Source organism: Paraburkholderia graminis C4D1M (genome assembly GCF_000172415.1).
Lineage (GTDB): Bacteria > Pseudomonadota > Gammaproteobacteria > Burkholderiales > Burkholderiaceae > Paraburkholderia > Paraburkholderia graminis.
Window position 1 is genome coordinate 181,483 of record NZ_ABLD01000002.1, and the last position, 12,403, is coordinate 193,885.

The 12,403-nt window shown below is 62.4% G+C and carries 8 protein-coding genes and 1 pseudogene; 3 read left to right on the forward strand and 6 right to left on the reverse strand.

What is annotated here, in order from left to right; all coding sequences use genetic code 11:
- Positions 1–49: 49 nt before the first annotated feature.
- Entirely contained in the window at positions 50–367 is a 318-nt protein-coding gene (locus BGRAMDRAFT_RS03840; RefSeq protein ID WP_006047348.1) for a high-potential iron-sulfur protein, read from the reverse strand.
- Positions 368–589: 222 nt separating this feature from the next.
- Here BGRAMDRAFT_RS03840 and BGRAMDRAFT_RS03845 point away from each other — a divergent pair, with 222 nt between their 5' ends.
- Positions 590–1,585, forward strand: coding sequence for an aldo/keto reductase (locus BGRAMDRAFT_RS03845; RefSeq protein WP_006047349.1), 996 nt, complete (start codon positions 590–592; stop codon positions 1,583–1,585).
- A 52-nt stretch (positions 1,586–1,637) separates the two neighbouring features.
- On the opposite strand, the gene BGRAMDRAFT_RS03850 is transcribed toward BGRAMDRAFT_RS03845, so the two are convergent.
- The 5 genes from BGRAMDRAFT_RS03850 to BGRAMDRAFT_RS03870 form a co-directional block, all read right to left on the reverse strand.
- Entirely contained in the window at positions 1,638–2,171 is a 534-nt protein-coding gene (locus BGRAMDRAFT_RS03850; protein ID WP_409372902.1) for a YbhB/YbcL family Raf kinase inhibitor-like protein, read from the reverse strand.
- Positions 2,172–2,243: 72 nt separating this feature from the next.
- Positions 2,244–3,044 carry an ROK family protein gene (locus tag BGRAMDRAFT_RS03855; RefSeq protein WP_006047351.1) on the reverse strand — a complete coding sequence of 267 codons (801 nt, stop codon included), beginning with the start codon at positions 3,042–3,044 and terminating at the stop codon, positions 2,244–2,246.
- A 35-nt stretch (positions 3,045–3,079) separates the two neighbouring features.
- Entirely contained in the window at positions 3,080–4,699 is a 1,620-nt protein-coding gene (gene zwf, locus BGRAMDRAFT_RS03860; protein ID WP_006047352.1) for a glucose-6-phosphate dehydrogenase, read from the reverse strand.
- A gap of 88 nt (positions 4,700–4,787) precedes the next feature.
- A complete protein-coding gene (locus BGRAMDRAFT_RS03865; protein ID WP_006047353.1) occupies positions 4,788–7,595 on the reverse strand; it encodes an MGH1-like glycoside hydrolase domain-containing protein in 2,808 nt (935 codons plus the stop codon).
- 51 nt (positions 7,596–7,646) lie between these two features.
- Positions 7,647–9,614 (reverse strand): amylo-alpha-1,6-glucosidase, encoded by a 1,968-nt coding sequence (locus BGRAMDRAFT_RS03870; protein ID WP_044020271.1) that lies wholly within the window; start codon positions 9,612–9,614, stop codon positions 7,647–7,649.
- Positions 9,615–9,790: 176 nt separating this feature from the next.
- Between BGRAMDRAFT_RS03870 and BGRAMDRAFT_RS03875 the strand changes: the two genes are divergently transcribed.
- Both BGRAMDRAFT_RS03875 and BGRAMDRAFT_RS03880 read left to right on the forward strand, forming a co-directional pair.
- Complete coding sequence (locus tag BGRAMDRAFT_RS03875; protein WP_006047355.1) at positions 9,791–10,117, forward strand: hypothetical protein; 327 nt, start codon at positions 9,791–9,793, stop codon at positions 10,115–10,117.
- A 57-nt stretch (positions 10,118–10,174) separates the two neighbouring features.
- Positions 10,175–12,324: pseudogene (locus tag BGRAMDRAFT_RS03880) on the forward strand (phosphocholine-specific phospholipase C).
- Positions 12,325–12,403: the final 79 nt, after the last annotated feature.

Here is a 12,403-nt window from a genome sequence, read left to right on the forward strand (position 1 = left end):
GATGTGAAGCTGATCCCAAGCTGATCTGACGAATATTGGCCCGCACGCGTCACATGTTCGTATACGAACTGCACCATCCTGGCGCGGCGACCTGCTTATCGCCGAACAAGGTACAGCCGCCGTAGGCATCCGCAGCCTTGCCCTGAAACAGCGAACATGTGCTGCATTTCTGGTCCGCTGCGTATTGCGGATACTTCGCTTTGTCGACCTTCGACGCGTCTTCCTTATAGCCGAGCGCTTGCGCTTGCGGGTCGGTCTCGCTGAGTACATTTGCGTTTGCGCTGGCGGCGAAGCCCACGCGCGACATCATGAGCGAAGAGCCGGCGCTCACACTCATCAATAAAAAATGGCGGCGCGACGTTTTCATTGTTGTGCTCCGATGGTGGTCATGGCGCGTGTCATCGCGGGGATGAATCAACTGCAACGATTCTAGCGTGAGCGGCCATTCGCGCGCACGCAACCACGCATGCTTACGATTTGAATGCACGCGGAGCGCTCGCGAACGCGACTCTCGTTTTGCGTTTATCCTCTTTGCTCGTTTCTCGCAGTGTTCTCCATCGCAATCGTTTGGTCCCATTCGGAGTTGAGCATGCAATACCGCAAATTCGGCCGCACAGGGCTGACTGTTTCCCGCCTGTGTCTCGGCACCATGACGTTCGGCCTGCAAACCGAGGAAGACGCTTCGCGCCGCATTCTCGACACAGCCGCCGATGCCGGCGTGAACTTCATCGACACCGCCAATGTTTATCCGCTCGGCGGCGGCGAGGACAACGCGGGACGCACGGAGGAAATCGTCGGGCGCTGGCTGAAGGGCAAGCGCGATCGCTTCATTCTGGCCACCAAGGCAGTCGGCAAAATGGGCCCTTCCGCGTGGGATCAGGGCGCGTCGCGCAAGCATCTGCTCGATGCCATCGACGCCTCGCTAAAGCGTCTCGGCACCGACTACGTGGACCTCTATCAACTGCATTCCGACGACGCCAACACGCCGCTCGACGAAACGCTAGAAGCGCTCGACGTGATCGTGCGTTCGGGCAAGGCGCGCTACATCGGCGTGTCGAACTTTCTCGCGTATCGGCTCGCGCGCGCACTCGGCCGCGCGGACGTGCTGCGCGTCGCGCGCTTCGTCTCCGTGCAGCCGCGTTATAACCTGCTGTTCCGCCAGATCGAACGCGAACTGCTGCCGCTCGCCGCCGAAGAGGAACTCGCCGTGATGCCATACAACCCGCTCGCGGGCGGCTTGCTGACCGGCAAGCACAAGCTCGATGCAGCGCCTGCGTCGGGCCGCTTCACCGAAAGCGTCGGCAAGGCGGGCGCGATGTATCAGGAGCGCTACTGGCATCACCGCGAATTCGAAACGATCGAGCGGCTCAAGAGCATTGTCGAGCCGACCGGCGAATCGCTCACACGCGTTTCGCTCGCGTGGGTTCTGGCGAATCCGCTCATCACGTCCGCGATTATCGGTGCGAGCCGCGCCGAGCAACTGAGCGACACGCTCGCCGCATCCGAACTCGTGCTCGACGACGACATCAAGAAGCAACTCGACGAAGCCAGCGTCGAATATCGTTGGGGCGATGCGGCGCGTTAAACGTGGCAGTCAGTATGGCGAGTGATCGCGAGCCGCAACACGCGCGCTGCGATCATCGCCCGTATCTGAGCACCGTGCTGGTGGCCGCAATCACATGGTCCTTCATGGCGGCGAGCAGCGCGTCTCTCGTCAGACCGGCCGGCAACGCATCCGGCGCGAGATCGAGCGCGTAGATCTGCACGACATAGTGATGCGGCACCTCGCCGACCGGCGGACACGGGCCGTAATAGCCAGGGCCGCCCGTGCGGTTCGTTCCGGCGACGCTTCCAGGCAACGGCGCGGCTCCCTCGCCAAGCGCGGTCACCGAAGACGCAATGCCGTATAGCACCCAATGCACGATGCCGAGACCTTTGGCGCCATCGGGATCGAAGATCGTCACTGCATAACTCTTTGTGCCGGCCGGCACGTTGCGCCATTGCAGCGCGGGCGACACGTTGCCGCCGCCGCAGTTATTCGCGCTGGCCGCATGCGTCGATTCGAGCGTGCCGCCATCGGCCAAACCGGGGGAGCTCAATGTGAAAGCCTCGGCGGCATAGGCGTGAGCAACGGCGAACGTCAGCATCGCGCCGACGCTCAACGAAATCATGCGCCGCGCAGCGCCAACGTAAGCCCGTCGAATCATTGTTGTTTGCTCCCGGCCATTCGCGCCAGTTGAGATCTATTTGAACTTACCCGTGCGTGCATTCGCTTCAGGCAATTGCCGCGTTTCGCGCACCGACCGCGGATGCCATAAGCGCGCGCCGCCTTCAATACCCGCATCGTTCGAAACGGTTGCAACGTTCGCGGGCAAATCGAATGTCAGCCGCGCCGCGTTGCCGCCGCCAATCCATAGCTTGTCGTAATTCACGAGCGATTCGAGAATGCCGATCACTTTGTGAACACGCTTATTCCAGCGTTTATTCCCGGCTTTTTCGCGCGCCGCGTCGCCGATGTACTCGTCGTAAGCCACGCCTTTCTTGCTGACCGGATGATGCGCGAGTTCGAGATGAGGCATCAACTCGCCGTCGCGAAAGAGCGCGGTTCCCGCGCCGGTGCCGAGCGTCAACACGAATTCGATGCCCTTGCCTTCTATCGCGGCGAAGCCCTGCATTTCGGCGTCGTTGATCATGCGCGCGGGCAAGCCGCCCAGTTTTTGCGCGAGCAGATCGGCAAGCGCAAAGTCGCGCCATCCTTCCACGCCGAAATGCGGCGCGGTCAGAATGCGGTTGTTGCGGACCACGCCGGGAAAGCCGATCGACATCAACTGCGCCGGCGCCTTCGCGATCAATGGCTCGACGAGTTTTGCCAACGCATCGACGAGTTGCTGCGGCGTGCACGGATGCGGCGTCGCCACGCGCAAGCGCTCGGTTTGCATCTGACCGTTTGCGTCGATGATCGCCGCTTTCAATCCAGTGCCGCCGACGTCGATTGCAAGAATCCGTTCGTTACGCGTTGCTGCCTTGTCTTTCGATGCCGCCATGTTGCCCCCCGTTGATGTGGTTTTACCGAGCGCGTTCACTTCTTTTCGATTGCATTGGTCTTTAATGGCCGCCACGCGCGGCCGTCGCGTGCGAGCAGCGCATCGGCTTCGGCGGGCCCTTCACTGCCGGCCGCATAGCCGTGCACGGGCATCGCGCCGCCCGTTTTCGGATGCAGCACATCGTCCACCGCGCACCAGCTCGTCTCGATGCTGTCGGCGCGCTGAAACAGCGTCTCGTCGCCGAGCATGCAGTCGTACAGCAGCGTTTCATAGCCGACGTTCGCACGCTCCGCGAAGAAGTCTCCATAGTTGAACGAAGACTGCACCGGGCCGATCTGCATCACCGGGCCCGGCGTCTTGACGTTGAAGTCGAAGCTCGTGCCGTGCGCGGGATCGATACGCAGCGTCAGCACGTTCGGCGTGAGCGCGTCGACGGGCGTGTCGCGAAACAGACGGAACGGCACCGGCTTCAGTTGCACGGAGATTTCAGTGCGCCGCACCGCAAGCCGCTTGCCCGTGCGCAAATAGAAAGGCACGCCGGCCCAGCGCCAGTTTTCGACGAACACGCGCGCGGCCGCATACGTTTCCGTCTTGCTGTCCGGCGCGACGTCCGGTTCCTCGCGATAACCCACACCCGTAGCGCTTTTTTCGTATTGACCGAATACGACGTCGTTCGGTGTGAGCGGCAAGATCGCGTCGAAGATCTCGGCTTTTTTATTGCGCACGGCTTCTGCGTCGAAAGAATTGGGCGGCTCCATCGCCACCATGCCGAGCAACTGGAACAGGTGGTTCGGCACCATGTCGCGAAACGCGCCGGTCTGCTCGTAGAACTTGCCGCGCCCTTCCACGCCGATCGTTTCAGCCGCCGTGATCTGCACGCTGTCGATATATTCGCGCCGCCACACAGGCTCGAACAGCGCGTTAGCAAAGCGCACGGCAAGAATGCTTTGCACCGTGTCCTTGCCGAGAAAATGATCGATGCGATAGATCTGCGATTCCTTCGCCTGCGAAAGAATGTGCGCGTTCAGATCGCGCGCCGATGCGAGGTCGGTGCCGAACGGCTTCTCGATCACGATACGACGAAAGCCGCCGTCCTCTTTCAGCAAACCGGTCTCGCCCAGATGTTCGACGATCGGTTTGAAGAAGCGCGAGCCCACGGCCAGATAAAAAATCACATTGCCGCCGGGCGCCTGAGCGAGCTTTTGCTTCAGACGCGCGAAGGTGTCGGGCGTGTCGAAATCGCCGGCCATGTAGGTGAGGCGCTGCGCGACCCAATCCCATGCGCTGTCGTCGAGCTTACCGGCGTGGAAAGTGCTGGCTTTGTCGGCGGCGAATTTTTGCAGCGACTGGTGCAGCTCCTCGCACCATGCGCTCGTTTCGCGCTCGCCGTGATTCACGCCGACAATCTGCATGCCGCCGTCGAGCAGGCCATCCACGGCGAGGTTGTAGAGCGCGGGCATCAGGAGGCGCTTGGTGAGGTCGCCGCCCGCGCCGAAGATGACCAGCGTGCATGGCGGCGCCGGACGCTTGCCGGCGGGCGACGGCGGCTCGCCGTGCGCGCTTGCACTCACTTTGCAACTGCGCGGCGCGGCAAGGTTGCCGTTGGCATCCGCGTTCGGAGAATTAGCGGCTTGGGGATTCGATGGAGTCGACATGGGATTCACTCGAGTAAGCCAATGAAACGGACGTGGCAATAGAGAGAAGACCGCGCCCGCCCCCACACAGTTCAACAACGGTCACGCGCTATTTGACCGCACTGCTCGCCAGCGCGGAAACCGTTTCAGGTTCGACCGCGGGCTCCGTGGGCCGCGCCGGAGCCGACGGCGCTGCCGGAATCGGCGCGCGCCCAGGCTCGCCCGCAAGCGGCACGCTGCCCGATGCGGCCATCTCACGCGGTTGCAGCAGCAATGCGACAAGCCCGGTCCAACCGGTTTGATGCGAAGCGCCGACGCCGCGCCCGTTGTCGCCGTGGAAGTATTCGTGGAACAGAATCAGATCGCTCGAACGCGGGTCCGCTTGCAGCAACGGGTAGGCGCCCATGACCGGACGCTCGCCGTCACGGTTCTTGAGGAACAGCGTGGTCGCGCGGCGCGCGAGTTCATCGGCGATTTCGGACAGCGACAAGGTCTTTCCCGAGCCCGTCGGATATTCGACGCGGAATTCGTCGCCGTAATAGCGGTGAAATTCGTAGAGCGATTCGATCAACAGATAATTGACGGGCATCCACACCGGACCGCGCCAGTTCGAATTGCCGCCGAACACGCGCGTATCCGATTCAGCCGGCAGATATTTGACCGTGAAGCTGTTGCCGTTGTGATCGAACACGAACGGATGATCGCGGTGGTATCGCGACAGTGCGCGCACGCCGTGATCGGAGAGAAATTCGCTTTCGTCGAGTGCGCGCCGCAACAGCGCTTTCATCCGATGTCCGCGCAACACCGACAGCAGCAGCGCATTGCCCTTACCCGGCTCGTTCCAGCGCGAGACGAGCTTCGCGAGATCCGGCCGATGCTTGAGGAACCACACGAGCCGCTCGCGCAATCCGGGCAATTCGCCATGCAGGCGCTCTTCGAGTACATGCACCGCGAAAAGCGGAATGAGCCCGACGATCGAGCGCACGCGCATTGGAACACTGGTGCCGTCAGGCAGGCGCAGCTTGTCGTAGAAGAACTCGTCCTCGCTGTCCCATAGTCCGGTATCGCAGCCGTCGTCGCAACTCACGGCTTGCGCGATATACAGGAAGTGCTCGAAGAACTTTACGCCGATGTCGACAAACACATGGTTCGCATACGCAAGTTCCAGCGCGATACGCATGAGGTCGAGTGCGTACGCGGCCATCCACGCGGTGCCGTCCGCCTGATCGATGTGGCCGCCCGTGGGCAGCGGCGACGAACGATCGAAGATGCCCACGTTGTCGAGCCCAAGAAAACCGCCCTGAAAAATGTTGTGACCGTCGGCGTCCTTGCGGTTCACCCACCACGAAAAGTTGAGCAGCAGTTTATGAAAAATGAGCTCGAGAAAATCGCGATCGGGCTTGCCGGTGAGCGCGCGGTCGATCTCGTACACGCGCCACGCGGCCCACGCGTGAACCGGCGGATTCGCGTCGCCTAGCGCCCACTCGTAAGCGGGCAGTTGTCCATTCGGATGCTGATAGCGGTCTTTCACCAGCAGCAGCAATTGACGTTTCGCGAAGGCGGGGTCGATTAACGCAAACGCCGCCGCATGAAACGCGAGATCCCACGACGCGTACCACGGGTACTCCCACTTGTCCGGCATCGACACAATGTCCGCATTGCACAGGTGCATCCAGTCCGCGTTGCGTCCACGTTTGCGCGCGGCCGCCGGTTGAGGCTGCAACGGATCGCCTTCGATCCAGCGATGCACGTCGTACCGGTAGTACTGCTTCGACCACAGCATGCCCGCGAGCGCCTGGCGCTGCACGAGACGCGCGTCCGGATCGTTCATGTCGCGTTGCAGCGCGCCGTAGAACTCGTCGGCTTCGGCGATACGCTTTGCAAAGAGCGCGTCGGCGTCGAACGGCACTTCGTCGGGCGTCGCCTCCGGACGCCAGCGCATATACACGACCGCGCGCCCATGCGGACCGAGTTCGATTGGCGCATGCGCGCCCGCCTTCGTGCCGCGGTCGCGGCGCACCGCGTGCTGATCGCCATGCACGAGGTAATCGTTGAAGCCGTCCTTGAACGGACCCTCGCCTTCCATATTGAAGAGGCGCTTTACGTTCGTGTCGTTCTCGCAGAATAGCCACGCGATGTGCGGCGCGTCCTTCGACCACGCGGTGACGACAATCGGTTCATGCCCATGCTGATGGCCGATCAACTGCGCGCGGCCTTCGTGGTCCGTGCCTGCTGCAAGCGACGGCTTGTCCGTGTTCGGTTTCCACGACCACGAATTGCGCGCCCAGATTTGCGGGAGCACATCGAGCGATGCGGGTTCGTCCGCGCGATTCTCGATTGTAACGCGCATCACGATGTCGTCGGGCGCGTGCTTCGCGTATTCGACCTGCACGTCGAAGTAACACAAGTCGTCGAACACGCCCGTATCGAGAACTTCGTACTCCGGCATGTCGCCGCCGCGCCGCGCGTTTTCCTCGATCAGATCCTGATACGGATAAGCCGCGTGCGGGTACTTGTACAGCATGCGCATGTACGAATGCGTCGGCGTGCCGTCGAGATAGAAGTACAGCTCCTTCACGTCCTCGCCGTGATTGCCCTGCGCGTTCGTGACACCGAAGAGCCGCTCTTTCAGGATCGGGTCTTTGCGATTCCACAGCGCAAGCGACACGCACCAGCTCAGCGTGTCGTCGCCGAAACCGGCAATGCCGTCCTCGCCCCAACGGTATGCGCGGCTGCGCGCATGGTCGTGCGGAAAGTAGTCCCACGCAGTACCGTCCGCGCTGTAATCCTCGCGCACGGTGCCCCATTGACGCTCGCTGAGGTACGGGCCCCAGCGCTGCCAGTGGGCACAATCCACCGAATGCAGACGTGAACCTTCAACAGTGGCGAACAGATTCGCAGCGCGCAGCGGTGGCATGACAGCTTCCTTGCGTCGGGCTTGGCGGTGGGACACACATCGTAGCGCGGTTTACGCGATGTGGCGATCCAACCCGGCAAGCAAATGCTCGACGCGCAGCAATTCGCCGAGCGACCACGCCTGCCACGGCGTGCCGGCGGGCGCGTGCGGCAAATCGCCGTCGGCGATTTCGGAAAGGTGATCGAGCCCCGCGTGATCGAGATGCGCGTACAGCGGATCGAGAAAACGCGTTCGAGCTTCGCGGCGCGTTTCGTCGGTGTTGCCGCGCACGCGCAGCCACGCTTCGACGAATGGACCGAGCAGCCACGGCCACGCCGTGCCCTGATGATAGGCGCCGTCGCGTTCGTAAGGGGAGCCGCTGTAGCGGCCGCGATAAGCCGGGTCCGACGGCGCGAGCGTGCGCAAGCCGAGCGGTGTCAGCAATTGCGCTTCGACCTGATCGACCACGGCGCGCGCCGCCGCGCCTTCGAGCAACGCGAACGGCAGCCCGCCGACCGCGAAAATCTGATTCGGACGAATCGCGCGGTCCGCTGTGCCGCTGACATGATCGACGTCGATGTTATCGAAAAGCGCCTGTGTCGACGGGTCGACGAAACGCTCGCGGAACGCCTGCCATGCGCGGTCGGCCGGTTGTTGCCATTGCGCATTCCACGTTGCTGCAATGCGCAATGCGTTGATCCACAGCGCCTGCACTTCGACCGGCTTGCCGATGCGCGGTGTCACGACCCAATCGCCGACCTTCGCGTCCATCCACGTGAGCTGCATGCCTGCGACGCCCGCGCACAACAAACCGTCCTCCGCCGATGCCTTGATGTTAAAGCGCGTGCCTTGCGTATAGCCGGCGAGGATCGCGTCAGCGGCGGCCTGGAGACGCGCCCTGGTTGCCGCGCCCGCGTGATCCGTCGACAGATAGTCGTGCACGGCGACGATGAACCACAGCGACGCATCGACGGAGTTGTATTCGGGCGTGTCGCCGTAATCGGGGAAACGATTGGGCAGCATGCCCTCGGACAACGTGCCCGCCCATTCGAGCAGGATCGCCTCGGCAGCATCCAGACGGCCCGATGCGATCAGCAAGCCGCGCATGGCGATGAACGTGTCGCGGCCCCAATCGGTGAACCAGGGGAAGCCCGCGAGTATCGTGCGGCCCTCGTTACGCTGCACGACGTAGGCGTCGGCGGAACGTTGCAGGCGCGAGCCTAATGCATCGCGGCGTTGTTGTTCGGTTTCGGCGAGGGTTTCTGCGTGGCGCGATGCGGTTACGTGTGTTTGTGTCGCATCCGATGCGCTGAGAATCATGACCGCTTGCTCATTCGCGAGATTGAAGCTGAATACGCCGGGCGTCGCGAGGTCTTCGCTGAAATCCAGCCCGCGCTCGCGCTCGCGAACGTAGCAGAAGTTGCGATACCAGTCCGGCGCGTGCGCGTAGCTGCCATTCGTCGCGGCATGAATGCGCGGCAGATCGCCGTAGGGTTGCCAGCTTACGTTGCGCGCGTCGTCGCTGATTTGCGCGCCGAAGTTGAACGCCGCGTTCTCGTGATGCAGCGCGTGATAGTCGCGGCCGGACAGCAACGGCCTGACCTTCAGCGTAAGCGCGTCTGTTGGCGTCGCCGCCTGCGGACGTTCCCATTGCCAGCGCAATACCGTTTCGCAGGTCGCCTTGCTGACGAACACTTCGGCCGTGATGACGATCTGCGCATTGAACTGAAAGCGCCACGTCGGCCACGGCTCCGTGCTGAACGCCAGCAGATTCGCGCTCGCATCGGGATACAGCAGGTCGGGCATGTAGCGCTGCATGCTGAGCGGATAGCGCTCGCCGTCCGCTTCGAGCCAGGCTTCCACGCCGTTGACCAGCACGACGCGCCCGCCTGGCGCGCGCGTGGCCGCCAGCAGCAATGCGTGATAGCGGCGCGTGCGCTCGGTGCCCACGGTCCCCGACGCGAAGCCGCCGAAGCCGTCTGCCTCGAGCCATTCGTCTTCGAGCCGCGGCATGTCGAAAGGTCGTTCAATGCGTGTCATGGCGTGAGTGATCTTGCGATGGAAGGCATTAGCGTGTCCATTCTCCTACTTATCACTTTCCGGTTCCTTTCGAAGAACTCACAAACGCGAGTCATTTTTCCCACTCGCAAACGTTTCACAATTATTTCTTGAAAGGGTTGGAGACTGCATCCGCTTTCACAAAACCGGATGCCGACATGAGAAGAGACAAACGCCTCGTGAGTGCCTTTTTCGTTGCGCTCGCAACGTGCGCATTAACGTGTGCATTAAGCGGCTGCGGCGCGGATGACTCCGCATCGGCCAATGCGTCTTCTTCATCGAATGTTGATGCTTCGCCCGATGCGCCATCTTCCGCGGCATTGTCCGCAGCCGCTATTCCGAATGCATCGTCGTCGCTCGCCGCGAATCCCGCTCTCGCATCCGACGCCATCACGCAGAACGTGCAAGCCAGCCTCGCCGCCGACAGCCAGCAGGTCGCGCCCGTCATGCGTTATGCACCGGGCGACAGCGCGAACAGCAACTGACCGATTCCCTTGGCGCGCGTGGCGCGCTATTCTTCCCCCCGCAGAAGGTGATATTCCATGACATCAAATAGCCGTCGCCGTTTCCTGCAGACCGTGGCTTCGTCCGCCGGCGCTGCCGCTGCGCTTACCGCGCTGCCCGAGTCGATTCGCAATGCGTTGGCCGTTCCCGCGTTTTCGCGCACGGGCACGATTCACGATGTCGAGCACATCGTCGTGTTCATGCAGGAAAACCGTTCGTTCGACCACTACTTCGGCCATATGCGCGGCGTGCGCGGCTACAACGACCGCTTCCCGATTCCGCTGCCGAACGGCAAGCCGGTCTGGTATCAGCCGTCGAAGGCGGACCCCACGAAGCCTGTGCTGCCCTTCCATCTGGATACGTCGACCACAAGCGCGCAATGCGTGGGCGACCTCGATCATAGCTGGTACAAGACGCATGCCGCGATAGACGGCGGCCGCTACGACCAGTGGCCCGCGACCAAGACCGACATGACGATGGGCTATCACCTGCGCAGCGACATTCCGTTCCACTATGCGCTCGCCGATGCGTTCACGATCTGCGACGCGTATTTCTGCTCGATGCCCGGGCCGACGCATCCGAACCGCTCGTATCTGATGAGCGGCACGGTCGACCCGACGGCCAAGTTCGGCGGACCGCTGCTCGACAACAACGACTGGGTGGACGGCGACGGCCCACCGAACTATCAGTTGCTTTCGTGGACCACGTACCCCGAGCGCCTGCAAGCCGCCGGCATTTCGTGGCAGATCTATCAGCAGGGTCTGACCGGCGCCGATCCGCTGAACGGCAACTACGGCACCAACATCCTGCAAAACTTCAGCAACTTCATCAACGCGCAGCCTGGCTCGCCGTTGTATGAGCGCGCCCAAACCGTACGCACCATCGACGATCTGAAGGCCGACGTGCTCGCGAACAAGCTGCCGCAAGTGTCGTGGCTGTGCCCGCCCGCCGCGTACTCGGAGCATCCGAAATACACGCCGGCGTATGGCGCCGAATATACGTCGCAGATTCTGGATGCGTTGACGTCGAACCCCGAGGTGTGGAGCAAGACCGTGCTCTTCATCATGTACGACGAGAACGACGGCTTCTTCGATCACCTCGTGCCGCCGCAACCGGCAACCACGGCCGCGCAAGGCAAGTCGACGGTCAGCACGGAAGGCGAAATTCACAACGTGGTCAATCCGGGACGCGGCGGCAGCTATACGGCCGACGGACTGCCGTACGGCCTCGGCCCGCGCGTGCCGATGACGATCGTCTCGCCGTGGAGCAAGGGCGGCTTTGTGTGCTCGCAGGTGTTCGATCACACGTCGGTGATTCGCTTCATCGAAACGCGCTTTGGCGTGTATGAGCCGAACATCACCGCATGGCGTCGCGCGGTGTGCGGCGACCTGACGACAGCGTTCGATTTCCGCACGCCCGACTCGCGCATTCCGCCGCTGCCCGACACGAGCAACTACAAGACCATTGCCGACAACCAGTGCGCGACGCAGCCGAAACCGACCGTGCCCGCGACGCCCGGCTCAATCGATCCGCAGGAAAGCGGCATTCGTTTCGCGCGCGCCTTGCCGTATGAATTGCATGTGAACGGCCACGCGGACGGGAAGCAGAACGCGTTCGAAATTTCATTCGGCAATACCGGCGACCAGGGCGCGCATTTCTATGTGTACTCGACGAATCGCACGGACGGTCCCTGGCGTTACACCGTTGAAGCGGGCAAGTCGCTCAGCGAGTCGTTCGATCTGACATCGACGAACGGCGTCTACGCTTTTCAGGTGTTCGGTCCGAATGGTTTCGTGCGCAAGTTCGCGGGCAATGTCGGGAGCAATGCGCAGGCGGAGCAGCTTGCCGGCGGTCATCACAATGGCAAACCGGCGGAGCCCGAAGTGAAGGTGCAATACGATGTCGCGAACGGCAACGTGTTCCTCAAGTTCAGCAACAAGGGCGGCAGCTTCGCGCGTTTGACGGTGACGGATAACGCGTATGGCGCACGTCCGCGTCCGGTGATCGTGCCGCCGGGCGCGCATATCGAAGAGGCTTGGGTGCTGGCAGCGAGCCATCACTGGTATGACTTGACGATAACCAGCAACGATGACGACAGCTTCTCGCGCCGCGTTGCGGGTCACGTGGAAATGGGCGGCCGAGTATTAGCGATCCGGCTGCGATTGCGCCGGTGTTGGTGGCAAGTTAAGGCGGGTTAGGTTGAGGCTTCGGCTGCGGTTGCGCGTGCGCGGTGTTGGCGCGTCTGGCCGCAGCCTCTGTTGATTGCA